At 72.1% G+C, this 24,906-nt stretch carries 23 protein-coding genes and 1 pseudogene; 18 read left to right on the top strand and 6 right to left on the bottom strand.

The features are described from left to right. Positions 1-46 precede the first annotated feature (46 nt). From ACWGIF_RS22045 to ACWGIF_RS22035, 3 genes and pseudogenes are all read left to right on the top strand, one after another. Positions 47-1,003, top strand: coding sequence for a LysR substrate-binding domain-containing protein (locus ACWGIF_RS22045; RefSeq protein ID WP_453499859.1), 957 nt, complete (start codon positions 47-49; stop codon positions 1,001-1,003). A gap of 143 nt (positions 1,004-1,146) precedes the next feature. Continuing rightward, the gene (locus ACWGIF_RS22040; RefSeq protein WP_453499857.1) at positions 1,147-3,795 is read left to right on the top strand and encodes an MDR family MFS transporter; all 2,649 of its coding nucleotides are present in this window, start codon (positions 1,147-1,149) and stop codon (positions 3,793-3,795) included. Between the two features lie 130 nt (positions 3,796-3,925). Next, positions 3,926-4,924: pseudogene (locus ACWGIF_RS22035) on the top strand (MFS transporter); the annotation flags it as partial. Between the two features lie 92 nt (positions 4,925-5,016). On the opposite strand, the gene ACWGIF_RS22030 reads toward ACWGIF_RS22035, so the two are convergent. Further along, positions 5,017-5,802, bottom strand: coding sequence for a VOC family protein (locus ACWGIF_RS22030; protein ID WP_453499855.1), 786 nt, complete (start codon positions 5,800-5,802; stop codon positions 5,017-5,019). A gap of 176 nt (positions 5,803-5,978) precedes the next feature. Here ACWGIF_RS22030 and ACWGIF_RS22025 point away from each other — a divergent pair, with 176 nt between their 5' ends. Then, positions 5,979-6,824 (top strand): sulfurtransferase, encoded by an 846-nt coding sequence (locus ACWGIF_RS22025; RefSeq protein ID WP_453499853.1) that lies wholly within the window; start codon positions 5,979-5,981, stop codon positions 6,822-6,824. Positions 6,825-7,019: 195 nt separating this feature from the next. Here ACWGIF_RS22025 and sepH read toward each other — a convergent pair whose 3' ends face one another. Next, on the bottom strand, positions 7,020-8,069 hold the full coding sequence (gene sepH / locus ACWGIF_RS22020; protein WP_453499851.1) for a septation protein SepH: 1,050 nt from the start codon (positions 8,067-8,069) through the stop codon (positions 7,020-7,022). A gap of 490 nt (positions 8,070-8,559) precedes the next feature. On the opposite strand from sepH, the gene ACWGIF_RS22015 reads away from it, so the two are divergent. Then, positions 8,560-8,811 (top strand): hypothetical protein, encoded by a 252-nt coding sequence (locus ACWGIF_RS22015; protein ID WP_453499849.1) that lies wholly within the window; start codon positions 8,560-8,562, stop codon positions 8,809-8,811. A 2-nt stretch (positions 8,812-8,813) separates the two neighbouring features. Here ACWGIF_RS22015 and ACWGIF_RS22010 read toward each other — a convergent pair whose 3' ends face one another. After that, positions 8,814-10,154, bottom strand: coding sequence for a D-arabinono-1,4-lactone oxidase (locus ACWGIF_RS22010; RefSeq protein WP_453499893.1), 1,341 nt, complete (start codon positions 10,152-10,154; stop codon positions 8,814-8,816). Next, positions 10,093-11,376: an MFS transporter gene (locus ACWGIF_RS22005; protein ID WP_453499847.1), complete on the bottom strand. Its 1,284-nt coding sequence runs from the start codon at positions 11,374-11,376 to the stop codon at positions 10,093-10,095. Before ACWGIF_RS22005 ends, ACWGIF_RS22010 begins: the two co-directional genes overlap by 62 nt. Positions 11,377-11,549: 173 nt before the next feature. Here ACWGIF_RS22005 and ACWGIF_RS22000 point away from each other — a divergent pair, with 173 nt between their 5' ends. Together ACWGIF_RS22000 and ACWGIF_RS21995 are read left to right on the top strand one after the other, a co-directional pair. Beyond that, on the top strand, positions 11,550-12,704 hold the full coding sequence (locus ACWGIF_RS22000) for a ferrochelatase (RefSeq protein ID WP_453499845.1): 1,155 nt from the start codon (positions 11,550-11,552) through the stop codon (positions 12,702-12,704). A gap of 12 nt (positions 12,705-12,716) precedes the next feature. After that, the gene (locus ACWGIF_RS21995; RefSeq protein WP_453499843.1) at positions 12,717-13,520 is read left to right on the top strand and encodes an inositol monophosphatase family protein; all 804 of its coding nucleotides are present in this window, start codon (positions 12,717-12,719) and stop codon (positions 13,518-13,520) included. A gap of 153 nt (positions 13,521-13,673) precedes the next feature. Here the strand turns inward: ACWGIF_RS21995 and ACWGIF_RS21990 are convergent, their stop codons facing one another. Further along, the gene (locus ACWGIF_RS21990) at positions 13,674-13,853 is read right to left on the bottom strand and encodes a hypothetical protein (protein ID WP_453499841.1); all 180 of its coding nucleotides are present in this window, start codon (positions 13,851-13,853) and stop codon (positions 13,674-13,676) included. A 246-nt stretch (positions 13,854-14,099) separates the two neighbouring features. Here ACWGIF_RS21990 and ACWGIF_RS21985 point away from each other — a divergent pair, with 246 nt between their 5' ends. The 4 genes from ACWGIF_RS21985 to ACWGIF_RS21970 all read left to right on the top strand — a co-directional run bounded on the left by ACWGIF_RS21985 (position 14,100) and on the right by ACWGIF_RS21970 (position 17,612). Next, positions 14,100-14,753 (top strand): response regulator transcription factor, encoded by a 654-nt coding sequence (locus ACWGIF_RS21985; RefSeq protein WP_453499839.1) that lies wholly within the window; start codon positions 14,100-14,102, stop codon positions 14,751-14,753. Between the two features lie 5 nt (positions 14,754-14,758). Then, positions 14,759-16,000: a sensor histidine kinase gene (locus ACWGIF_RS21980; RefSeq protein WP_453499837.1), complete on the top strand. Its 1,242-nt coding sequence runs from the start codon at positions 14,759-14,761 to the stop codon at positions 15,998-16,000. Positions 16,001-16,382: 382 nt separating this feature from the next. Beyond that, positions 16,383-16,679: a DUF4193 domain-containing protein gene (locus tag ACWGIF_RS21975; RefSeq protein ID WP_030036261.1), complete on the top strand. Its 297-nt coding sequence runs from the start codon at positions 16,383-16,385 to the stop codon at positions 16,677-16,679. Positions 16,680-16,691: 12 nt separating this feature from the next. Then, positions 16,692-17,612 carry a hypothetical protein gene (locus tag ACWGIF_RS21970; RefSeq protein WP_453499835.1) on the top strand — a complete coding sequence of 307 codons (921 nt, stop codon included), beginning with the start codon at positions 16,692-16,694 and terminating at the stop codon, positions 17,610-17,612. Positions 17,613-17,708: 96 nt separating this feature from the next. Here ACWGIF_RS21970 and ACWGIF_RS21965 read toward each other — a convergent pair whose 3' ends face one another. Then, the gene (locus tag ACWGIF_RS21965; RefSeq protein ID WP_453499833.1) at positions 17,709-18,173 is read right to left on the bottom strand and encodes a DUF3093 domain-containing protein; all 465 of its coding nucleotides are present in this window, start codon (positions 18,171-18,173) and stop codon (positions 17,709-17,711) included. 58 nt (positions 18,174-18,231) lie between these two features. On the opposite strand from ACWGIF_RS21965, the gene ACWGIF_RS21960 reads away from it, so the two are divergent. From ACWGIF_RS21960 to ACWGIF_RS21930, 7 genes are all read left to right on the top strand, one after another. Next, on the top strand, positions 18,232-18,816 hold the full coding sequence (locus tag ACWGIF_RS21960) for a PaaI family thioesterase (RefSeq protein WP_453499831.1): 585 nt from the start codon (positions 18,232-18,234) through the stop codon (positions 18,814-18,816). After that, positions 18,816-19,361 (top strand): dUTP diphosphatase, encoded by a 546-nt coding sequence (gene dut / locus ACWGIF_RS21955; protein ID WP_453499829.1) that lies wholly within the window; start codon positions 18,816-18,818, stop codon positions 19,359-19,361. The genes ACWGIF_RS21960 and dut overlap by 1 nt, the downstream gene beginning before the upstream one ends. A 1-nt stretch (position 19,362) precedes the next feature. Next, positions 19,363-20,151, top strand: a complete 789-nt coding sequence (locus ACWGIF_RS21950) for a DUF3710 domain-containing protein (RefSeq protein WP_453499827.1) — start codon at positions 19,363-19,365, stop codon at positions 20,149-20,151. A gap of 183 nt (positions 20,152-20,334) precedes the next feature. Beyond that, entirely contained in the window at positions 20,335-23,007 is a 2,673-nt protein-coding gene (locus tag ACWGIF_RS21945) for a DUF4118 domain-containing protein (RefSeq protein WP_453499825.1), read from the top strand. Then, entirely contained in the window at positions 23,004-23,690 is a 687-nt protein-coding gene (locus ACWGIF_RS21940) for a response regulator (protein WP_453499823.1), read from the top strand. The genes ACWGIF_RS21945 and ACWGIF_RS21940 overlap by 4 nt, the downstream gene beginning before the upstream one ends. Before the next feature lie 25 nt (positions 23,691-23,715). After that, positions 23,716-24,135, top strand: a complete 420-nt coding sequence (locus ACWGIF_RS21935) for an OB-fold nucleic acid binding domain-containing protein (RefSeq protein WP_453499821.1) — start codon at positions 23,716-23,718, stop codon at positions 24,133-24,135. Positions 24,136-24,138: 3 nt separating this feature from the next. Beyond that, positions 24,139-24,894 carry a DUF3159 domain-containing protein gene (locus ACWGIF_RS21930; RefSeq protein ID WP_453499819.1) on the top strand — a complete coding sequence of 252 codons (756 nt, stop codon included), beginning with the start codon at positions 24,139-24,141 and terminating at the stop codon, positions 24,892-24,894. Positions 24,895-24,906: the final 12 nt, after the last annotated feature.

Here is a 24,906-nt window from a genome sequence, read left to right as displayed (position 1 = left end):
CAAGGGGATGATTCCTGAGGGAACCCTTTAGGTAATCTATCGAGTCATGCTGGATATCCGCCGTCTGTACATGCTCAAGACCGTTGCCGCCAGGGGCTCCATCACCGCGGCCGCCCAGTCGCTGGCGCTGTCCGCCGGTGCCGTGTCCCAGCAGCTGTCCGCACTGCGGAGCGACGTGGGAGTCGATCTGCTGCGCCCCGACGGACGCACCGTGGCGCTGACCGAGGCGGGCCGGGTGCTCCTCGAACACGCCGACCGGATCCTCGCTGCCATGGAGGACGCCGAGAGCGCCCTCGCGGCGGTCAAGGGCACGGTCGGAGCCACCGCCACCCTCGCGGCGCTGCCGTCGACCGTCGCCAGGATCGTGGCCCCCGCGCTGACCGCGCTGGGCTCGCACCACCCACAGCTCACCGTGAACTGTCTGCTCACCGACCAGGCGCAACTGCGGGAACTCACGCTCGGCACCGTCGATGTGGTGCTGGGGCAGCGATATCACCACCTGCCCGCTACCGCGCCGCGGGGCATCGAGGTCTCCCCGCTGCTCGACGATCCGCTGCTCGTCGTCACCGCGGCCGGCCGAGCCGACGAACGGCCCGCCGTCGCGCTGCGGGAACTGGCCACGCATACCCTTACCGTGCCGCCGCCGACAACGGACTGCGGACAGGCCATCCTGCACGCCTGCCACCAGGCCGGCTTCACCCCCACGACGCGCTACATCACCGCCGACATCGCCGCCCAGCTCACCCTGGCACGGGCCGGTCTCGCCACCGCGCTCGTCCCCCGGACGGCCATCGATCCGGCCACACCGGGAATCCGCACGGCGCCCATCGAGGATCGCCCGATCCGGCGCCTCCTGTTCGCCGCGACGCGTCACACCGAGACTGCGAACCCGACGACCACGGCCGTCGTCGCGGCGCTGCGCACAGCGGCGCGGCCGGGTCGCCCCACGCACCTTCCGGCGGTTCAGGACAGGCCGTCGGTGCGCCCCGACTCGGCGACGTAGTTCCCGTACGTACAGCGCGGTGTTGCAGGAGGTGACATGTGCGGCTGCTGTCAGCGCGACACGTGGTAGTCCTCCGGAGGCCGGCGGCTTCCGATTCGGTCGATGGGCCACTCGTTGTCGGATGGTTTGAATATCCTCCTTCAGTGGACCAGCTGATCGCCGAAGACCCGCCCCGCATAGGCCCGTACCGCCTGATCGCCCGCCTGGGGGCCGGAGGCATGGGTCTGGTCTATCTCGGGCGTTCCGAGGTCGGGCGGACCGTGGCCGTGAAGGTCGTGCAGGCCGAGTACGCCGGGAATCCCGAGTTCCGTCGGCGCTTCGCCCGTGAGGTCGCTGCGGCGCGGCGCGTGGGCGGGAGTTGGACGGCCGCCGTGCTCGATGCCGATCCCGACGCCGCCGTGCCCTGGGTGGCGACCCAGTACATCCCGGGGCCCGACCTGCACACGGTCGTCGCCAAGGACTTCGGGCCGTTGCCCGAGCACTCGGTCCACACGCTCGCCAACCGCCTCGCCCTCGCCCTGCGGGCCGTGCACGAGGCGGGGCTGATCCATCGCGACCTCAAACCGTCCAACGTCCTCGTCACCGTCGACGGCCCTCGTGTCATCGACTTCGGCATCGCGCGGGCGATGGACAGCCTCGCCGGGGACAGCCTGCACACCCGCACCGGCATGCTCATCGGCTCGGCCGGCTTCATGTCGCCGGAGCAGGTCCGCGGACGCGAACTCACCCCGGCCAGCGACGTCTTCTGCCTCGGTGCCGTCCTCGTCTACGCCGCCACCGGGCGCCTTCTCTTCGGCGCCCGGGACACCGGCCTGAACGCCCATCTGTTCCGGGTCGCCGAGGAGGAGCCGGACCTGACCGGCGTACCGGAGACCCTGCTCGACCTCGTACGCGCCTGCCTGGACAAGGACCGGGCCAAGCGGCCCACTCCCCAGCAGGTGGCCGCGGCCACGGCGAAGGACCAGGCCTCGGAGTGGCTGCCGGGCACGGTGCTGGCGCAACTGGGTCGTCATGCGGCCCGGTTGCTGGATTACGCCCCCGAGACGCGCGCCGGGACACCCGCCGAGCCGCGCGCCGGGACACCCGCCGAGCGGCGCGCCGGGACACCCGCCGACGCCTCCGCCGGGACGTCCTCCGAGACGCGCGCCGGGACACCCGCCGACGCCTCCGCCGAAACCCCCTCCCCGCAGCCGGCCCCCCGCACCCCGTCCGCCGAGCCCCTGCCGCCGCCCCCGCCGCCCGCGTATGCCCCGAAGTCCCCGGCGCACTTCGGCCCCGCGCAGGGATTCGGACCCCCGCCGGGCCCGCTCCCCGGCGCCTGGCCCGCGGCCCCGCCCCCGGTACCCTCCCTCCAGGACGCGCAGCCGCCGCACCCCAGGCGCTGGTGGGGCCTGGCGGTGATCGCGCTGGCGCAGCTGATGGTGCTGCTCGATGCGACGACCTTCAACACGGCCATGGCGTCCGCCCAGCAGGACCTGAACCTTCCCGCCGGCGACATGACTCTGGTCTTCCACGCCCATCTGCTCGCGTTCGGCGGCCTGCTGCTGCTCGGCGGACACCTCGCGGACCTGATGGGGCACAGGACCGCATTGATCATCGGACTGGCCGGATGCGCGGCGGCCTCCGCGCTCGGCGGCTCGGCCGGCGATACCACCACGCTGGTCTGCGCCCGCGTGCTGCAGGGCGTCTTCGCCGCGCTGCTGACGCCGGCCGCCCTCGCCCTGGTGGCCACCGGCTTCCCCGATCCCCGGGAACGCGGCAGGGCCTTCGGGATCTACGCCGCGATCGCGGCCGGCGGTTCCGCACTCGGCCTGGCCACGGGCGGATGGCTGCTGGAAGCCCTGGCCTGGAGGTGGTGCATGTACGCGGGCCTCCCCCTCGCCGTGATCGCCCTGATCGGCGCGCTCACCCTGCTGCACGACCGCCCGGGCCCTACCGGCGCCCGCCTCGACGTTCCCGGTGTGCTGCTCGGCACCGGCGGCTCCCTCGCCCTCACCTACGGCCTCGGCCAGGTCGGGCAGACCGGCTGGACCTCCCTCCTGGTCCTCGGCCTGATCGCGGTCGGCGTCCTCCTGCTCGGCGCCTTCCTGTGGTGGCAGACCAGGGCGTCGAGCTCGTTGCTGTCGCCGTCCTTCGTCAGCGACCGCAACCGCATCGGCTGCGTCCTCGTCCTGTTCCTGGCCGGCGTCGGCACCGTCGCCTCCTTCCCGTCGATCGACTTCTACGTGCAAAGCGTGCTCGACCTCTCCCCGGCCATGGCCGGGGCCGCCTTCCTCCCCTCGGCAGCCGCCGCCGTCCTCGCCGCCCAGGTCTCCGGCCGCCTGCTGCACCTGGTCCCGCCCCGCGTCCTGATCGCGCCGGGCCTGGTGCTCGCGGCCCTCGGACACCTGCTCCTGACCTTCCTCGAAGTCGGCGGCGCCTACACGACCCACGTGCTGCCCGGCATGCTCCTCACCGGCTCCGGCCTCGGCCTCGCCTTCACGCCGCTCTTCGCCACCGTCACCGCCGCCGTCGCCCCGCAGTTCTCCGGGGGGACCTCGGCGACCGTCATCGCCGGACAGGACCTGGGCGGCGCGTTCGGCGGGGCGGTGCTCAGCGCCGTCATCACGGCCCGCCTGGCCGACGGGTACCTGCCGACCGAGTCGATCACCGGCGAACTGCTCGGGGGATACACCGGCACCCTTTGGTGTGCGTTCGGCGCCACGCTGCTCGCGGCCGTCGCCGCCGGGCTGATGATCACAACCGGCGCGGCCCGGGACGACGCACCGCCGGTGCCCACGGGAGCCCGGTGAGGTGCGCGGCAGGCCGGCCGGCCCCGTGGTGACCGGCGCTGCGCGTGTGCGCCGCTGAGGGTGGAGAGGCGAGACGGGTCAGCGGAACGCGTCGAGGTGTCCGCGCACCCGGTCGGCGCGGCACGACCCCTCCCGCCGGGCCGTCGTGCTCTGGTCCGCCCTCGCGGCCGCGGTCGCCGCGCCCCTCCTCGCCTTCGGCCTCGGCCGGTCACTGGCGTTGATGACCCTGGCGGCCGCCCTGGCCGGAGCCGGCCAGGGGGCCTGCCGCCCCGCCTTCCAGGCGCTCACCGCAGAGGTCGTCGACGCCGGCCGCAGGCAGCAGGCCAACGCCGCCATGACCCTCGCGGTACGGACCTCCACACTGGCCGGTCCCACCCTGACCGCGCTGCTGGCGGCCTTCGTCGACGTCGGGACGCTGCTGCTGGGGATCGGCCTGCTGTGGCTGGTCGCCGCACTCCTCCCGGGCCGCGGCGCCGCCACCGGACCGTCCGCCGCCACCGGACCGTCCGCCGCCACCGGACCGTCCGCGGCATCCGGACCGTCTGCCGCCACGTCACCTCACGGGCCCGCGCCACGCGCCTCGTTCCGCGCCGATCGCGTTGGGCTACTCCGCCACCAGCGTCGCCCTGCCCCTGATCAGCCGCGACCGTTACGGCACCGAGTGGGTCCTGGCCGCGGCCATGACGGCCTACACCGTGGGCGCGCTCGGCGGGGCCCTGGTCACCTCCCGGGTGGCGGCCCCGCTCCCAGGGATGGACCGCCTTCGCCGGACTGGCCGTGTACGGCGTCGCGCCGCTGAGCCTGATGCTGCCAATCCACCCGGCCGTGGTGATCGCCGCCTACGTCGCCGCCGGCATCGGGATCGAGCTGTTCAACGTCCCTTGGTTCACCGCCACCCAGCGCGAGGTCGCGCCGGACAAGCTGGCCCGCGTCTCCTCCCTGGACTTCCTCGTGTCCTACGGCCTCGCCCCGGTCGGCCTGGCTCTGATCGACCCCGGCCATCGCCGCCTTCGGCGTCACCCCGGTGCTCGCCGTGTGCGCCGCGGCCTGCTTCCTCGTCCCCGCCGCGGCCGCACTCGTGCCCACCGCCCGCCACTTCGGCCGGAAGCCGGAGCCCGGGACACACTGAGCGGACGGCCCCGGCCGGTCATGAGGCGCCGCGCCGCCACCGCCGCCACCCGTCCGGCCGGCCCGACGGCAAGCCGGACGCGCCACCGCCGCTCAGGGCCGTGACCGTACGAGGGCGAAGACCGCGCCCTCCGGGTCCGCGACCGTGGCCTGCCGCCCGCGCAGGCCCTCCCTGGGCGGGTCGACGACGCGGCCGCCGAGCCGGACGACCCGGGCCGCGGCCGCGTCGGTGTCCTCCACTTCGAAGTACGCCATCCAGTGCGGCCCCCGGTCGTGCGGCAGCGAGCGGCCGACGCCGTGCACGGCGGCCACCGGGCGCCCCTCCAGGTGGAGGGTGAGGTAGTCGAAGTCGTCGGAGGCCGTGGCGTGCGTCTGCGCCTCGTGGCCGAAGACGTGCTCGTAGAACTTGCCGACCGTCGAAGTGTCCTGGGTGACCAGCTCGTTCCAGACGGGGGTGCCCGGCTCGCCGTGCAGCCGGGTTCCCATGCGGGTCTGCGCCTGCCACAGCCCGAAGATCGCGCCCAGCGGGTCGGAACAGATCGCCACCCGCCCCGCGATGCCGGCGTCCAGGGGACCCACCGCCACCGTGCCGCCGCAACTGCGGACCGCCTCCGCGGTCGCGTCGGCGTCGTCCGTGGCCAGGTACGTCGTCCACGCCACCGGAAGATGCCGGTCCGGCGGCATTTCGCCGATGCCGGCCACCTCGTGGCCGTTCAGCACGGCGCGGACGTACGGGCCGAGCTGCTCGGGACCGGGTACGTACTCCCAGCCGAACAGGTCGGCGTAGAAGTCCTCGGTGGTCCCGAGGCCGTGCACCATGAGGCTCACCCAGCACGGGGTGCCGGGCGTGCGCCGGGTTGCTTCCGCTGCCTCGGTCATGTCAGCCGTCTCCTCCGTCGTGCCGCTTACCCGTGCTGATGCTTCCACTCCCGAGGACTCGGCGCGCCCCGACCGGGCCGCATTACGGGTGCCCGGGGCGGAGTTGACCGGATCGGTGCGGCCCACCGACGACGGCCCTGTGACGAGGGTTGCGGGCGGGGAGGAAGATGGCCGGCATGACTGCGAAATCTGCGATCCTTCCCGCCGCCGAACTGAGGAACGAGCTGGCGGGTGCCCGGCCGCCGGTGCTGTTGGACGTCCGCTGGCAGCTGGGCGGCCCCGACCAGCGGCCCGCCTACGAGGCCGGACACCTGCCCGGCGCGGTGTATGTCGACCTCGACCGCGAACTGGCAGGTCCGGCCGGGGCGGGCGGCCGGCACCCGCTGCCGGACCCGGAGGCCTTCGGCGCGGTGATGCGGCGGGCCGGGGTTTCGGCGGACGTGCCCGTCGTCGTGTACGACGGCGGCCAGGGCTGGGCGGCCGCCCGGGCGTGGTGGCTGCTGCGCTGGACAGGTCACCCGAACGTGCGAGTGCTGGACGGCGGCTTGCCCGCGTGGACGGCGGAAGGGGGCGCCGTGACGGCCGAACGAGTGACTCCCCTGGAGGGCGATTTCAAGCCAACTCCGGGGGCGGTCGGACTGCTGGACGCGGACGCGGCGGCCGCCCGGGCCCGTGCAGGAGTTCTCCTGGACGCCCGTGCGGGAGAGAGGTACCGCGGCGAGGTCGAGCCGATCGACCCGGTCGGCGGCCACATCCCGGGCGCCCTGTCGGCTCCGACCACGGAGAACGTGGGCCCGGACGGCCGTTTCCTGCCGCCGGACGCACTGCGTGCCCGCTTCGAGGGGCTCGGCGCGTCCGAGGGGACACCGGTGGGCGTGTACTGCGGCTCGGGAGTCTCCGGAGCCCATGAGGTGCTCGCGCTGGAGGTGGCAGGCATCGCGTCCGACCTCTACGCGGGCAGCTGGTCGGAGTGGTCCTCGGACCCGGGGCGCCCTGTGGTCACGGGCCCGGATCCCCAGTAGGCGGCCCGGGGCCGGGTGCCTGTGCGGGGGCGCTCCCCGCAGGGAGTCGCACGCACATCTGCCCGGCTCTCCGGCCCTCGTCACGTTCGGCGTCCGAGGAGACGACCCGGCGCGCGGGCCCCTGCCAGGGCCCAGCCGGCCCGCTCACTGGTCGCCGAACCGTTCAGCCCGCCGCCTCAGGCGTCGGCGACTGCGCTACTCCTGCTTCTTGCGGCGGGTGCCGAAGACGATCTCGTCCCAACTCGGCACCGCCGCACGGCGCCCGGGACGGACCCCGTCGGCCTCGGCCTGGCGGTCAGTGGTGCCCGTCAGGCGATCACGGTGGCCCGCCACCGTGCGCGGCATCAGTACGTCGGCGTACGCGGAGCCCGCGCCCGCCGAGGCGGCCGGGGCCGGCGGCTCCTCCGCCTCCGGTTCCGGCGCCGGGGCGTCGGTACGGTCCGGGACCACCATGTCGCCGCGGAAGCTCGGGACCGCCTCCAGCAGGCTCGTCAGGGTGTCCCGTTCCTCCTCCGGCTCCGGCGCGGGCGTGACGGGACGCTCCAGCTGCCGGTCCAGGGCGCGGTCCAGCGGCCGGTCGCGCGGCAGGCGCGCGATCCTCGGAACGAAGGGGAAGCTCGGCTCCGGCGTCGCCGGCAGGTCCTCCGACTCGCCGATGAGGGAGCGGGCCTCGTCGTCCACGGCCACGACCAGCCGGCGCGGCGGGTCGTAGGTCCAGCTCGCCGAGTGCGTCTCGCTCGCGACCCGGTAGACGAGAAGGACCTCCCAGGTGCCGTCGTCGCGGCGCCACGAGTCCCACTGGACGGATTCCTTTTCGGCCCCGCGCAGGGTCAGCCGTTCCTGCACGGCCTCGCCGAGCTGCGGCCCGGTGTTCTCGCCGGGTCGGCGCGCGGGGGTCTTGCGGGCCCGCTCGGCCATGAAGGCGCGCTCGGCGAGCACGGGGCCCTCGAAGCGGCGTACGCGGTCGACGGGGATGCCGGCGAGTTGAGCGACCTCCTCCGCGGAGGCACCGGCCCGTATGCGGGCCTGGATGTCGCGGGGGCGGAGGTGGCTCTCCACCTCGATCTCGATCTGGTTCAGGCGCGCACGGTCGTTGCGCACGGCAGCGCGCAGCCGCTCGTCGATCGGAAGCGTGTACTCCGTGCTGTCCCCAGCCTTGAGCACCAGTCGTGTGCCGTCATTTGAGACGGCCACGACACGCAGTTCGGGCATGGGGACCTCCCGGGTGGTGCCTGCCGACGTCACGTGCGTCGCTGCTTCCGCTAGTCGAGTGTGGCCTGCCCGGGTGCAGCCTGCCACAACCTTGCCGAGTTAAACCGGCGTGTCGGGCATGCGCCCTTGATCGCCGTTATGGCACGGTTACCTGTTGGGTACGCACAGTGACCGACTGATTACTGTGCGCAGCAGGAACCCGTGCAATACCGCGGCATCACCGGTCTTTGAGTGCCGTTCTCCAACATTCGGCCCCCTCTCCCGAGTCCGGACATCCGAAAGGAAGGACGGCCCCAGGGCTCGCCACAGTACTCCATTCGGGCCACCTGGGTGGACCCGCCGCGCCGCCGAACTTCTCCCGGACGGCGGCTGTTGGGCTGCCCTCCGCCGGGCCCACCTGCGTGCGTGGCCCGTTTTGGGATGTCTTGCTTCACGGAATCACCAGAAACGGAACTATCCGCTTCGCTCGGGGGGTCGGTAACTGGTGCAAGCGGAGAAGCGCGAGAGACAGGACACACACGGGATGGCGATGGGTCAGAAGACGACGCAGGACGTCGAGCCCCATCCGGAGAAGAAGAAGCTCGACCTGAGCGCGGCCCGAGGGAGGGAGGAGCCCGGGGTCCGGGCCCTCCCCGTCGCAGCGCTCGACGCCCGACCCGGCCACGACGCCCGACCCGACGCCCACGCCCGACCCGACGCCCACGCCGTCGACGCGGACGCCGAGCCCGGACGCCTCGTCACCGGCGGCGCAGCGCAACGCCCCATGACGTCATGACGTCAGTCCCCCAGGACGCGCCGCAGATAGTCGTTGCCGAAGACCCGGTCCGGGTCGAGGCGGTCCCGGAGCGCGGTGAACTCGCCGAACCGGGGATAGACCTCGGCGAGGTACTCCGCGTCCCGCGTGTGCACCTTGCCCCAGTGCGGCCGGCCGCCGTGCGCGGTGAAGATGCGCTCGGCCGCCGTGAAGTAGGCCTGGTAGGGGGTTCCCTTGTACATGTGCACCGCGATGTACGCCGTTTCGCGTCCGGAGGCCGTCGACAGCGTGATGTCGTCCGCCGGAGCCGTCCGCACCTCCACCGGGAAGCTGATCCGCAGCGCGGAGCGGTCGACCATCGCCCGCAGCTCCCGCAGCGCCTCGACCACCTGCTCGCGCGGGAGGGCGTACTCCATCTCCACGAACCGCACCCGGCGCGGACTGGTGAACACCCTGTACGAGATGTCCGTGTACGTGCGCGCCGACAGGGCGCGGCTGGCCACGCGCGCGATGCCGGGGATGGCGGCCGGGACCGCGCGGCCCAGGGAGTTGACCGCCTGGAAGAGGCCGTTGGAGAGGAACTCGTCCTCGATCCAGGCGCTCACCGGTCCGGGCGGGGCGGCCGGGCCCTGGCTGCGGTTGTTCCGCTTGGTGTTGCAGTTGCCGGTGTGCGGGAACCAGTAGAACTCGAAGTGCTCGTTCTCCGCGACGTGCTCGTCGAACTCGGCCGTCACCCGGTCGAAGCCCATCGGCTCCTCACGGGCGGTCAGGAAGAAGAGCGGCTCCACGGCCAAGGTGATCGCGGTGACGATGCCCAGCGCGCCGATGCCGATCCGCGCGGCCGCGAAGACCTCGGGGTTCTCCTTCTCGGAACACGTCAGCAGCCGGCCGTCGGCGGTGACCAGCTCCAGGCCGCGGATCTGGGCGGCGATGGAGGCCGAGTCGCGGCCGGTGCCGTGGGTGCCGGTGCTGATGGCGCCGGAGACCGTCTGCTCCATGATGTCGCCCATGTTGGTGAGCGACAGTCCTTCCCCGGCCAGAGCCCGGTTCAGTTCCTTCAGGACCGTGCCCGCCGCCACCGTCACGGTGCCGGCGGTCCGGTCGAGGGACCGGATCCCGGCCAGGGACTGCGGGCGTATGAGGACCCCGTCGGTCGCGGCGGCCGCGGTGAAGGAGTGGCCGGTGCCGACCGCCTTCACCCGCAGCCCCTGCCCGGCGGCCCGGCGGACCACCTCCTGGAGCTCCCCGACCGAGGCGGGGGTCACCACGCGGGCGGGGGTGGCGGTGACGTTGCCCGCCCAGTTATGCCACGTGGTCCTGCTGTTCCCTGCTGTCCCCGGTGCTGTCCCTGCCGTCCGTGCCATCGGCGTGTCCGCCATCGCTAGAGGGCTCCTCCCCTTGCGCCGGCCTCGTCAGCCGGCGGTATCCCGCGAACGCCACCGCCGCCGCGGCCACCCCCGCCGAGATGGAGACGACGTACCCGCTCCGCGCGCCGGCCGCGTCGATGACCAGACCGGTCACGGAGGAGCCGATCGCGATACCGACCGCGAGGCCGGTGCTGATCCAGGTCATGCCCTCGGTCAGCTTCGCGCGTGGTACGTGCGCCTCGATCAGGGCCATCGTGGTGATCATCGTGGGAGCGATGGCGAGGCCCGAGACGAAGAGCGCCACGGCCAGAATCGGAAGGTTCCCGGCCAGTAGGAGGGGGATCATACTCACGGCCATCGCACTGACGCCCAGTACCCACCTGCGTTCTGTCCGGCCCTTGAGATGCAGCAGGCCGAACACGATGCCGGCGAGGCAGGATCCGAGCGCCCAGATGGCCAGGATGAAGCTTGCGGAGGACTTGCTTCCCTGCTCCTCGGCGAAGGCGAGGGTGGCCACGTCGATGGATCCGAAGATCGCGCCGGTCGCCACGAAGGTGGCCGTCAGCACCTGGAGGCCGGGGGAGCGCAGGGCCGACGTGCGTTCGGTCTGCTCGTCGCGGGGGTGCGCGGGCGGCTCCGTCGCCCGCTGCGCGGTGAGCAGCCAGACGCCCACCAGAAGGCAGACGGCGGCGATGAGCGGGCCGGCCTCCGGGAACCAGGTGGTCGACAGTCCGATCGCGAGGATCGGACCGAAGATGAAGCAGACCTCGTCCACCACCGACTCGAAGGAGTACGCGGTGTGCAGCTCACGCGGGGAGTCCTGGTAGAGCACGGTCCAGCGGGCACGGATCATCGAGCCCACGCTCGGCACGCAGCCGGCGATCGCGGCGCAGACGAACAGGGTCCAGTCGGGCAGGCCGTTCGCGGCGGCCAGCAGCAGTCCGGCCACCGCGGCCACGGAGATCAGGGTCGCGGGGCGCAGGACCCGTCGCTGGCCGTACTGGTCCACCAGGCGCGAGACCTGCGGGCCGATGACCGCGGCGGCCAGGGCGAGGGTGCCGGTGAGCGCGCTGGCCATCGCGTAGCGGCCGGTGATCTCGGAGATCATGGTGAGGATGCCGACGCCGACCATGGAGATCGGCAGGCGGCCGATGAGACCGGCGGCGCTGAACCCCACGGTGCCGGGGGCCGCGAAAATGGCTCGATAGGGACTGGGCAAGGGCCCTCCGTAAGGGACGTCGTGGGCCCATACAGGTTACGGCCGCCTCTGGGGCACCCGCACGGGGGAAGGTTCCGGACTCAAGGAACTTAGGCTTACCTTACCGGGTGCTGGGGGCAGGCCCTGGCCGGGCCGCTTCTCTCCCGACGACGCCGGGTGGCAGGATTCGATCCATGTCAGACCAGCTCTCCCCGCCCGCCGGCGGGTCCGCCGCCCCGTACGACGCCCTGCTGCTGCTGTCCTTCGGCGGCCCCGAGGGACCCGACGACGTCGTGCCGTTCCTGGAGAACGTCACGCGCGGACGCGGCATCCCGCGCGAGCGCCTCAAAGAGGTCGGGCAGCACTACTTCGGCTTCGGCGGGGTCAGCCCGATCAACGCGCAGAACCGTGCGCTGCTGGACGCGCTGCGCAAGGACTTCGCCGAGCACGGGCTGGACCTGCCGGTCTACTGGGGCAACCGGAACTGGGCCCCGTACCTGACCGACGTGATGCGGGAGATGGTCGCCGACGGACGGCGCCGGATCGCGGTGCTCGCGACCAGCGCGTACGCCTCGTACTCCGGCTGCCGGCAGTACCGCGAGAACCTCGCCGAAGCGCTGGCCGCCCTCGCCGAGGAGGGCCTGGAGCTGCCGCGGGTCGACAAGCTGCGGCATTACTTCAACCACCCCGGCTTCCTGGATCCCATGATCGAGGGGGTGGTGGCCTCGCTCGCCGAACTGCCCGAGGAGGTCCGGGAAGGCGCCCACCTCGCCTTCACCACCCACTCCATCCCGATCGCCGCCGCGGACACCTCCGGCCCGGTCGAGGACCACACCGAGGGCGGAGAGGGCGGGGCGTACGTCAAGCAGCACCTCGACGCCGCCCGGGTGATCGCGGACGAGGTGGCCGTGCGGACGGGTGTCGTGCACCCCTGGCGGCTCGTCTACCAGTCCCGCAGCGGCGCCCCCCACATCCCGTGGCTGGAGCCGGACATCTGCGACCACCTGGAGGCCCTGCACGCCGACGGCGCTCCCGCCGTCGTCATGGTGCCCATCGGCTTCGTCTCCGACCACATGGAGGTCCTCTACGACCTCGACACCGAGGCCACCGCCAAGGCGGCCGAACTGGGCCTGCCCGTCGCGCGCTCCGCGACCGTCGGCGCCGACCCCGCGTTCGCCGAGGCGGTACGGGAACTCGTGCTGGAGCGGGCTGCCAAGGAGCGCGGAGAGCCCGCCGAGGAGTGCTGGGTGGGCATGCTGGGCCAGAGCCATGACCTGTGCGCGGTGGGCTGCTGCCCGGCGCGGGCGCCCCGGCCGGCAGCGGCGGGCGCGGACAGTCCGTACGCCTAGGAAGAGGAACCAGTGATCTCGGAAGAGCTGAAGGCCGAACTGCTGGACGTGGGCCTGGAGGCCGCCCGGCAGGCCGGGGCTCTGCTGCGCGACGGCCGGCCGGCCGATCTGGCGGTGGCGGCGACGAAGACCAGCCCGATCGACGTGGTGACCGAGATGGACATCGCGGCGGAGAAGCTGATCACCGGCATCCTCGCCGAGCGGCGGCCCGCGGACGGGCTGCTGGGCGAGGAAGGCGCGGACACGCCGGGGACGAGCGGCGTGCGCTGGGTCGTCGACCCGCTGGACGGCACTGTGAACTACCTCTACGGTCTCCCGAGCTGGGGCGTGTCCATCGCGGCCGAGTACGAGGGCGAGACCGTCGTGGGCGTCGTGGCGGCGCCGATGCGCGGGGAGACCTACCACGCGGTGCGGGGCGGCGGTGCCTGGCAGGGCACGGCGCGCCTCGCCTGCCGGCCGGCCGCGCCGCTGGACCAGGCGCTGCTCGGGACCGGCTTCGCGTACGTACAGACCCGGCGGGCCCACCAGGCCGAGGTCGTGGCGCGGATCATCCCCGTGGTGCGGGACATCCGGCGGGGCGGGTCGGCGGCGCTGGACCTGTGCGACGTGGCAGCGGGGCGGCTGGACGGGTACTACGAGCGGGGCCTGAACCCGTGGGACCTGGCGGCCGGCGAGCTGATCGCCCGGGAGGCGGGGGCTCTGACCGGGGGCCGTCCGGGTGAGCCGGCCTCGGGGGAGCTGGTGCTGGCGGCCACGCCGGCCGTGTTCACCTCGCTGCAGCCGCTGCTGGACGAGGCCGGGGCCTGGCACGACTGACCGGCGGGAGTCTCGTACGGGCGACAAGCACGCGAACCCCGGCCGCCCTCTCGGGCGGCCGGGGTTCGAGCCGTGCGAAAACAGCCGTGCCGGAACGGTGGTGCGAAAACAGCCGTGCAGGAACACGCAGACGGCAGACGGCAGGCCGGTGGGTCAGCAGGCGGGCACGGCGGCCGATACCGGCACACCGTGCTCGGCGGCCAGGCGCTGGAGATCCTCCAGCTCCGCCAGTTCCACTTCCGCGAGGAAGTCGTCGCCCGACTCGCGGGCCTGCCTGAGGTCCGACTGCGTGGCCCTGATGCGCTGCAGGAGACCCGCGGTGAATGCGTCCATGGTGGGTTCGCCCCCTCTGCTTGGGTCGACGGCGGCACGTGACAGTCCGCCGTCAGGGAGTGGATGGGGTGTTCTCACGTCCTCCCCGGCGCCCTGGGCCCAGAAACCTCGCAAGGCCAGGGAATCCTCACTTCCACCCCGTGTGCCCCCTGTGTACGGCGCCTTACAGCCGGTTTACGGCTGAAACGGGCAGGATGGATGACGCAATACACGTGTGCCCATATGGGCTCGGAGGAAGGAAACGACGTGCGCGTACTCGTCGTCGAGGACGAGCAGCTGCTCGCCGATGCGGTGGCCACCGGCCTGCGCCGGGAGGCCATGGCCGTGGACGTCGTGTACGACGGCGCCGCCGCCCTTGAGCGGGTCGGCGTGAACGACTACGACGTGGTCGTGCTCGACCGGGACCTCCCGCTCGTGCACGGTGACGACGTGTGCCGGAAGATCGTCGAGCTCGGCATGCCCACCCGCGTGCTGATGCTGACCGCCTCCGGTGACGTCAGCGACCGGGTGGAGGGCCTGGAGCTCGGGGCGGACGACTACCTGCCCAAGCCCTTCGCCTTCACCGAGCTGACCGCCCGCGTACGGGCCCTCGGGCGGCGCACCACCGTCGCCCTGCCGCCCGTACTGGAGCGGGCCGGGATCAGGCTCGACCCGAACCGGCGCGAGGTGTTCCGGGAGGGCAAGGAGGTCCAGCTGGCACCGAAGGAGTTCGCGGTGCTCGAGGTCCTCATGCGCAGCGAGGGGGCCGTGGTCTCCGCCGAGCAGCTGCTGGAGAAGGCCTGGGACGAGAACACCGACCCGTTCACCAACGTCGTGCGGGTGACCGTCATGACCCTGCGGCGCAAGCTGGGCGAGCCGCCGGTCATCGTGACCGTGCCCGGTTCCGGATACCGGATCTGATGCGCGTGGCAAGCTCTCCGGCGCCACCGGCGGTGCCACCGAAACCGACGTGGGACCCCGGCCAGCCCGAGGGTCCCTTCCCGTGGCTGCGGCCGACCATCCGGATACGCCTCACGCTGCTCTACGGCGGGATGTTCCTGATCGCGGGCATCCTGCTGCTGTCGATCATCTACCTGCTGGCGGCGCAGGCGCTGCGGCAGGGCAACGCCCTCCCGTTCACGATCGTCGGCGGCCAGGTGAAGGTCACCAGCAGTTCCTGCCCGGGCGTGGTGGGCGAGCTGACGCCCGACCAGTTCAACGCCGCGATCGGCCAGTGCATCCTCGAACAGCGCCGGCACGCCCTGGACGACCTGCTGAGCCGCTCGCTGATGGCCCTGCTGGGACTGAGCATCATCGCCTTCGCCTTCGGCTACGCGATGGCCGGCCGGGTGCTCTCGCCGCTCGGCAAGATCACCCGGACCGCCCGCAGGGTGGTCGGCAGCGACCTGACCCGGCGGATCGAGCTGGACGGGCCGGACGACGAGCTCAAGGAGCTCGCGGACACCTTCGACGAGATGCTCGACCGGCTGGAGCGGGCCTTCACGGCCCAGCAGCGGTTCGTGGCGAACGCCTCGCACGAGCTGCGGACACCTCTCGCGATCAACCGGACCCTCCTGGAGGTCCACCTCTCCGACCCGGGAGCCCCGGTCGAGCTCCAGCAGCTCGGCAAGACCCTGCTGGCCACCAACGAGCGCAGCGAGCAGCTGGTCGAGGGCCTGCTGCTGCTCGCCCGCAGCGAGAACCAGATCGTCGAGCGCAAGCCCGTGGACCTGGCGGAGGTCGCCTCGCGCGCCGTCGACCAGGTGCGGGGCGAGGCGGATGCGAAGGGCGTGGAGATCCGCGGTGAGCGCGCGCTCGCGGTTGTCCAGGGCAACGGGGTGCTGCTGGAGCGGATCGCCCTCAACCTCGTCCAGAACGCCGTCCGGTACAACGTGCCGGAGGGCGGCTGGGTGGAGGTCACCACCGAGGCTCAGCACGGCCAGGCGGTCCTTTTGGTATCGAACACGGGTCCCGTTGTTCCCGCGTACGAGGTGGACAACCTCTTCGAGCCCTTCAGACGGCTGCGTACGGAGCGCACCGGCAGCGACAAGGGTGTAGGGCTGGGTCTGTCGATCGCGCGCTCCGTGGCCCGCGCACACGGCGGCAGGATCCAGGCGATGCCCCGGGAAGGCGGTGGCCTCGTGATGCGTGTCACTCTTCCCATGTGAGACCACCACCCCGTGTTCGCTGTTGGCTGAATCCTTGTCTTGTGAAAGGAAACGCGTCTGTGTGATCGATCACAGACGCCGGTGTCGGGCCATGTGCGTTCAGTGACCCTGGGGCGGCCGGAACGCCCGGGAAGTCCGGGTTTCCGGCCCCCCGAATGGCGGGAAATACACGGGGTGGCGTTTGTGCAAGACGACCCCCGGACCGTGTACGGTCCCGGTCGTCATCCCAGCCAATCGCCCCTTCAGGTGGGCGGCTGGGTGTCGATTGAGTAACAGACCTTGATGTGAGGCAAAATCTCCGCCTCAGGTCGGGCACAAGTCCGGCCTCTCGTGCGTTACGTGCGCTGAGACACCGCTAACACCCAGAGGGGGAGAGCGAACAATGGCAACGGACTACGACACCCCGCGCAAGACCGACGATGACGTCGACAACGACAGCATCGAAGAGCTGAAGGCGCGACGCAACGAGAAGTCGTCCTCGTCCGTGGACATGGACGAATTCGACTCGGCCGAGAGCCTGGAGCTTCCCGGTGCGGACCTCTCCAATGAGGAGCTGGCCGTCCGGGTTCTGCCCAAGCAGGCCGATGAGTTCACCTGCATGAGCTGCTTCCTGGTGCACCACCGCAGCCAGCTGGCACGCGAGAAGAACGGCCAGCCGATCTGTCGCGACTGCGACTGAGAGGCGTCGGTCGTGGCTGGCTCGACACCCTTTCGGAAGCGCCGCTTCCGAAAAGCAGGTGATCCGGCGGAGACGCAGGTGGCTGTCACGGTCCCGGAAACGGGTCCGGATGCTCCCGGCGGCTCCGCCAGTGCGGGGATCGCCGTGCCCTCGGGTACCGCCCCGGCGGTGCCGTCGGCCACAGAGCCCGACGAGGGGTCCCGGCACCGGTCCGGGGCTCGTCGGCTGCAAGCCGTCAAGAACGGTGTGCGCAAGGGCGGCGAAAGCGTCAGGGACGCCGCCCAGTACGTCACCGAAAGGATCATCGAGAACGCTCCGCGCGTTCCGGTCCGGGACCTCGCGACGCTGCGCGCGCAGTTTCCGGGTCTGGGCCCCGAGCAGCTTGCCGACAAGCTGATCGCGGGCGCCGCCACCGCCACGTCGACCGTCGGTGCGGGCATCGGCGCGGCGGCCATGCTGCCCGTCCCGCCCGCGATGCCGGCGGAGCTGGCGGCGGAGATCACCGCGGTCGCGGCGATCGAACTCAAGCTCATCGCCGAACTCCACGAGGTCTACGGCCAGCGGCCTCCCGGCACCCTCAAGGAGCGCAGCTTCGCCTACCTGACCGCGTGGACGGAGGAGCGCGGGGTCGACCTCACCAAGCCGACGACGCTGAACGCGGCGCTCGGCGGTCAGATGAAGCGCGAACTGCGCCAGCAGATCATGAAGCGGATGTTCCGCAGCCTGCCCAACGTCATGCCCTTCATGGTGGGCGCCGCCGTCGGAGCGGTCATGAACCGGCGCGACACCCGCAAACTCGCCGAGAAGGTCCGTGGTGACCTGCGGAGGCGAGCGGTGGCATGGGAGGCCCTGCGAGCGCTGCCGCCCCTGGAGCAGCCCGTCCAGCCCCTTCCCGAGGCCGCCAGGGCCGCACTTGAAGGCCCCAGGCCGTAAGACCGCTGCGCACGGCGCGGCACCGCCCCGTACCGGCACCCTGCCGGAGGCGTCGTCCCCCGCCCCCCTGCGCGCGTAAACCGTCGGTGCCGGACCTCAGGCCGCCTGCGTACGCGCGGCGCGCAGAGCCGCGACCAGGGCCTGCGGCTCGCGCGTCGAGACGTAGACGTACGGGGTCGGGTCGGCGGGGTCGGTGACCTCGATGCGGACCGCCGTCGGCACGTAGCTGCGCATCAGCATGAAGGCGCGGGTGTCCGCCTTGTACGTGCGCCAGGCGCGCGACTCCTCGGCGTCCAGGATCTCGGGCTCGCCCAGGGCCGTCACCGGGATCCGGGCGTCCCCGGCCGCCAGCGCCCCGTTCACCACGCGCACGCGCGCGGAGCCGTACGAGCTCACCAGCAGCCCGGACAGGGCGGTGCCGCCGACCAGGCCGGCCAGCAGCGGCAGCGTGCCCAGCGGCAGCAGCATCAACGCGCAGGAGACGCCGACCAGTACGGCGATGCCCCACCAGGAACGGGGGGCGGTCAGGCGTTCGTCGTGGTGCGCGGTGGAGAGCTGCATGCGCTCTAGCCTGCCACGAGGCGACCGGCAGGTAGCCGCGCGGGTAAGGTCTGCGGCTGTGAGTGGACGAAACACAGCGCTGACGCCCCCGGCCGATGCCACGGCACCGGTCCGGCACCCCGATGCGCCGGCGCCCGGCGAGCTCCTCGGTGCGCACTACGAGCACTGCTTCGGCTGTGGCGAGGGTCAGCCGCACGGACTCCATCTGGAGGCCCGCGCGGGTGAGGGCGTGAGCATCACCGCCGAGTTCACTGTCAAGCCGGCGCACCAGGGCGCCCCCGGGCTCGCCCACGGAGGGGTGCTCGCCACCGCGCTCGACGAGACGCTGGGTTCCCTGAACTGGCTGCTGCGCGTCATCGCCGTGACGGGACGGCTGGAGACCGACTTCGTGCGGCCCGTGCCCGTGGGCACCGTGCTGTCCCTGGAGGCCGAGGTCACCGCCGTCGCGGGCCGGAAGATCTACTGCAGCGCCGTCGGCCGGATAGGCGGTCCGCAGGGCCCGGTCGCCGTGCGTGCCGACGCCCTCTTCATCGAGGTCAAGGTCGACCACTTCATCGACAACGGACGGCCCGAGGAGATCCGGGCGGCGATGGCCGACCCGGACCAGGCCAGGCGCGCACGCGCCTTCGAGGTGAATCCCTGATGTCCCTGACCAACCACGGACCCCGCCATGACGTCGACGTGCTGATCCGCCGCGTCGACCCGGAGGTTCCCATCCCGGCGTACGGGCATCCGGGCGACGCCGGGTGCGACCTGGTGACCACCCAGGCCGCCGAGCTCGCCCCCGGTGAGCGCACCGTGCTGCCCACCGGGGTGTCGATCGCCCTGCCCGACGGGTACGCGGCGTTCGTGCACCCGCGGTCGGGCCTGGCCGCACGCTGCGGCCTCGCGCTCGTGAATGCCCCGGGGACGGTGGATGCCGGGTACCGTGGGGAGATCAAGGTGATCGTGGTCAATCTCGACCCTCGCGAGAGCGTCCGGTTCGAGCGTTTCGACCGCATTGCCCAGCTGGTTGTCCAGCGGGTCGAGAAGGTGCGCTTCCACGAGGTGGCGGAACTTCCCGGCTCGGCCCGGGCCGAGGGGGGTTTCGGCTCCACCGGCGGTCATGCGGCCGTGGCCGGATCCGGGGCTGGTCAGCAGGGTGGGAATGGCTACGCTTCGGTCGTAACCGACCGGGAAGGACAGTGACGTGTTCGGACGTCGCAAGAAGAACGACTCCGCCAGGGACGGCGGCGCGGCCGAGCAGGTCGTAGACGGCGTCGGCTCGGCTGAGCAGGACGACGCGGGCGAGCAGGACGACGCCGTTGCGCCGCGCAGGGTGAACCTGCCGCCGGCTCCGCGGCCCGACGGCCCGTGGGACGTCTCCGAGGTGCTCGGAAACCCGGCCGACGGCCGGGTCGACCTGGGCGGCATCCTCGTACCCGGTGTCGAGGGCATGGAACTGCGCGTCGAGGTCGCCGGTGACGCGATCGTCGCCGCGACCGTGGTGCTGGGCGACAGCGCCGTGCAGCTGCAGGCCTTCGCAGCGCCCAAGAAGGAAGGTATCTGGGGCGAGGTCCGCGAGGAGATCGCCGCGGGCATCACCCAGCAGGGCGGCATCATCGACGAGGCCCAGGGCTCCCTGGGCTGGGAGCTGCGCGCTCAGGTGCCCGTACCGCTCCCGGACGGGCAGACCGGCGCCCAGCTGGTCCGCTTCGTCGGCGTCGACGGTCCGCGCTGGTTCCTGCGCGGCGTCATCTCCGGCCAGGGCGCGGTGCGCCCCGAGTCGGCGGGCGTGCTGGAGCAGATCTTCCGGGACACCGTCGTCGTCCGCGGCGACGGCCCGATGGCGCCCCGCGACCCGATCGTGCTGAAGCTGCCGAACGACGCCCAGATGGTGCCGGACGGCGTGCAGACGACGGAGGAGCAGGAAGGCTCCCGCTTCGGCGGCGGCATGGGCCAGCTGGAGCGCGGCCCGGAGATCACCGAGGTCCGCTGACCCCGGGCGGGCCCCGCGCACAGGGGGCCGCGTCATGTTTTCGGCCGGTGGGCCTTACTCCTTCGGGGTAAGGCCCACCGGCCTTCGCGCACCGCGTCAGGGATCCGTCGACGAACCGTCGGAGATCGGCCGGGGGGAGCGGATCGGCGCGTGCGCGGCGTGGCGTCCCGGAGAATGAGGCACATGGGACGCGGCAAGCTCAGGATCTATCTCGGCGCGGCACCCGGTGTGGGCAAGACCTACGCGATGCTCTCCGAGGGCCATCGCAGGGTGGAGCGGGGCGCAGACTGCGTCGTCGGCTTCGTCGAGCACCACGGCCGGCCGCGTACGGAGGTCATGCTCCACGGCCTCGAACAGGTGGAGCGCAAGGCCCTGACGCACCGCGGAGCCGCCTTCACCGAGATGGACGTGGACGCGCTCCTCGCCCGCCGGCCCGCGATCGCGCTCGTGGACGAACTCGCGCACACCAACGTGCCCGGCTCGCGCAACACCAAGCGCTGGCAGGACGTGGAAGAGCTCCTGCGGGCCGGCATCGACGTCGTGTCCACGGTGAACATCCAGCACCTGGAGTCGCTCGGCGACGTGGTCGAGTCGATCACCGGGGTGCGGCAGCGGGAGACCGTCCCGGACGAGGTGGTCCGCCGGGCCGATCAGGTCGAGCTGGTCGACATGTCCCCGCAGGCGCTGCGCCGGCGGATGGCGCACGGGAACATATACAAGCCCGAGAAGGTCGACGCGGCCCTGTCCAACTACTTCCGGCCGGGCAACCTCACCGCCCTGCGCGAGCTCGCGCTGCTGTGGGTGGCCGACCGGGCGGACGAGTACCTCCAGCAGTACCGGGGCGAGCACGACATCCGCTCGACCTGGCAGGCGCGGGAGCGGATCGTCGTCGGGCTCACCGGCGGCCCCGAGGGGCGCACGCTCATCCGGCGCGCCTCGCGGATGGCGGCCAAGGGCTCGGGCAGCGAGATCCTGGCCGTCTACATCGCCCGCAGCGACGGCCTGACCGCGGCCTCGCCCAAGGAGCTCGCGGTCCAGCGGACCCTGGTCGAAGACTTGGGCGGAACGTTTCACCATGTGATCGGCGACAACATCCCCGACGCGCTGCTCGCCTTCGCGCGCGGGGTCAACGCCACCCAGATCGTGCTCGGCTCCAGCCGTCGCCGCTCGTGGCAGTACGTGTTCGGCCCCGGCGTCGGCGCGAGCGTGGCCCGCGACTCGGGGCCCGACCTCGACGTGCACATCGTGACGCACGAGGAGGTCGCCAAGGGGCGCGGTCTGCCCGTGGTCCGCTCGGCCGCCCGGCTCGGGCGCAACCGGATCCTCGCCGGCTGGGTGGTGGGGGTGATCTTCCCGCTGCTGCTGTGCCTGCTGCTCACCCACGTCTCCACGGACCCCGGGCTCGCCAACGACATGCTGCTCTTCCTGGCGCTGACGGTGGCGGCGGCGCTGCTCGGCGGGCTCTGGCCCGCCCTCGCCTCGGCCGCCGTCGGTTCGCTGCTGCTGAACTACTACTTCGCGCCACCGCTGTACCGGTTCACCGTCTCCGACCCCCGGAACATGGTCGCCATCGCCGTCTTCTTCGGCGTCGCCGTCTCCGTGGCCTCCGTCGTGGACCTGGCCGCCCGGCGCACCCACCAGGCGGCCCGGCTGCGCGCCGAGTCCGAGATCCTCTCCTTCCTGGCCGGCAGCGTGCTGCGCGGGGAGACCACGCTGAACGCGCTGCTGGAACGGGTGCGTGAGACCTTCGCCATGGAATCCGTGGCCCTGCTGGAGCGTGCGAACGACGTCGAGCCCTGGAAACCGGCCGGCAGCGTCGGCCCCAGCCCCGTCGCCCGGCCCGAGGACGCCGATGTGGACATGCCCATCGGGGACCACATGGCGCTGGCCCTATCCGGGCGGGTGCTGCCCGCCGAGGACCGCCGGGTGCTCGGTGCCTTCGCGGCGCAGGCGGCGGTGGTGCTGGACCGCCAGCGGCTCGTCGACGAGGCCGAGGAGGCCCGCCGGATGGCCGAGGGCAACCGGATCCGGACCGCGCTGCTGGCCGCCGTCAGCCATGACCTCCGTACACCGCTGGCCTCCATCAAGGCGTCCGTGACCTCCTTGCGCTCCGACGACGTCGAGTGGTCCGAGGAGGACCGGGCCACGCTCCTCGAAGGCATCGAGGACGGCGCCGACCGCCTGGACCACCTGGTGGGCAACCTGCTCGACATGTCCCGGCTGCAGACCGGCACCGTCACCCCGCTGATCCGGGAGATCGACCTCGACGAGGTGGTCCCGATGGCGCTGGGCGGCGTACCGGAGGGCAGTGTGGCGCTGGACGTGCCCGAGACGCTGCCGATGGTGGCGGTGGACCCCGGGCTGCTGGAGCGGACCGTGGCCAACGTGGTGGAGAACGCCGTCAAGTACAGCCCCGCGGGCCATCCGGTGCTGGTGGCGGCCAGCTTCCTCGACGACCGGGTCGAGGTGCGGGTCGTCGACCGGGGACCGGGGGTGCCCGACGAGGCCAAGGACCGGATCTTCGCCCCCTTCCAGCGGCACGGGGACGCCCCGCGCGGAGCCGGAGTGGGCCTCGGGCTCGCGGTCGCCCGCGGGTTCGCCGAGGCCATGGACGGCACCCTGGCGGCCGAGGACACCCCCGGCGGCGGGCTGACCATGGTGCTCACGCTGCGTGCGGTGCCCCGGGAGGGGGTTTCGGCGCGTGTCACGGTGGACGGCGAAGGCCTCAGCCTCGGCCCTCTCACCCTCACCCCCACGCCTGCGGCTGCCGTGGCCGGCGACGGCGCCGGGCCGGACCCGATGAAACGCGATCACGACCGTGATCGGATGATGCGACAGAAGGCAGGACCTCGATGACCCGGGTGCTCGTGGTGGAAGACGAGCCGCAGATCGTGCGAGCCCTCGTGATCAATCTGAAGGCGCGCGGATACGAGGTCGACGCCGCGACCGACGGCGCCAGCGCGCTGGAGCTCGCTGCGGCCCGCCACCCCGACGTGGTCGTCCTCGACCTCGGCCTGCCCGACATGGACGGCGTCGAGGTGATCAAGGGCCTGCGCGCCTGGACCCGCGTGCCGATCCTGGTCCTCTCCGCCCGCCACAGCTCCGACGAGAAGGTGGAGGCGCTGGACGCGGGCGCCGACGACTACGTCACCAAGCCCTTCGGCATGGACGAGCTGCTGGCCCGGCTGCGCGCCGCCGTCCGCAGGGCGGAACCGTCCGTCGGCTCCGGCGAGGGCGAGGTGATCGTGTCGACCGAGGGCTTCACGGTGGACCTGGCCGCCAAGAAGGCGGTCCGCGCGGGGCGCGACGTACGGCTGACACCCACCGAGTGGCACCTGCTGGAGGTACTGGTGCGCAACGCCGGCAGGCTGGTCAGCCAGAAGCAGCTGCTTCAGGAGGTCTGGGGGCCCTCCTACGGCACAGAGACGAATTATCTGCGCGTCTACATGGCTCAGCTGCGGCGCAAGCTGGAGGCCGACCCCTCGCATCCGCGGCACTTCATCACGGAACCGGGCATGGGATACCGCTTCGAGAGGTAGTGGGCGCGCCGGTACGCTTCCCTGTATGAGTGCTGAACCGCGTTCCGAGAAGCCTGCGAAGCCGGCACGGCCGGCGGGCCGGTTCCGCCGGATGATCGAGCGGCTGTCCACCTCGCAGGATGAGCTGCATTCCGCGGAGCTGCAGGAGGACGCAGAAGCCGCGGGGTGTACGCGGATCTGCGACTGCCACGACCGCCAGATAGTCAAGGTGACGGGCACCCTGCGCACCGTCACCCTGCGGCCGCGGGCGGGCGTCCCCGCCCTGGAGGCGGAGCTGTTCGACGGCTCGGCCGCCCTGGACGTGGTCTGGCTCGGGCGTCGCTCGATCGTGGGAATCGAGCCCGGGCGACGCATGATCGCCTCCGGGCGCATCGCCATGAGCCACGGCCGCCGCACGCTCTTCAATCCGAAGTACGAACTCCGACCGCTCGGACAGGAGCACTGACCGGTGACGTCATTCGACAAACCGACCACCCCGGAACCCGCCACCCCGCCTTCCGGTGACCAGAAGGCCGTGACGCAGGCGGCGCTCTTCGACGCCTTCGGAGGAATCCGGGGCACCGTGGAGACGATGCTCCCCGGGCTGCTCTTCGTCATGATCTACACGATCAACAAGGACGTGAAGCTGTCCGCCATCGCGGCGGGCGCCGTCGCGGTGCTGCTGGTGATCGTGCGGCTGCTGCGCAAGGACACGGTGAAGCACGCCTTCAGCGGCGTCTTCGGCGTGGGCGTGGGCGTGGCCTTCGCCCTGTTCACGGGCAGCGCGAAGGGCTTCTACCTGCCGGGCATGATCTACGGCGTCGGCCTGGGCGTGGCGTTCACGGTCTCGGCGCTGGTGGGCTTCCCGCTGCTGGGCGTGATCCTCGGCCCGGTGTTCAAGGAGAACCTGTCCTGGCGCACCCGCAACCCGGGACGCAAGAAGGCGTACGTCAAGGCCAGCCTGGCCTGGGGCCTGATCTTCCTCGCCAAGTACGCGATCCTCTTCCCGCTGTACTGGTGGGGCGACGCGACGCAGCTGGGCTGGGTGCTGATCGCGCTGAAGCTCCCGCCGATGGTGCTCGCGGTGTACTTCACGTGGGTCTTCCTGGCGAAGGCGCCGCCGCCGATCGACGTGATCGCGGAGTGGGAGGCGAAGGAAGCCGCGGAGCAGGCGGAGAAGGCGGCGAAGGCCGCGAGGGCCGCGACGAAGGAACCGGGTCTCTGACCGGCCGCAGAC

This window comes from Streptomyces sp. NPDC054849, assembly GCF_053610945.1.
The sequence above is the reverse complement of the archived record's forward strand: the minus strand, read 5'-3'. Positions and strand labels throughout refer to the sequence as shown.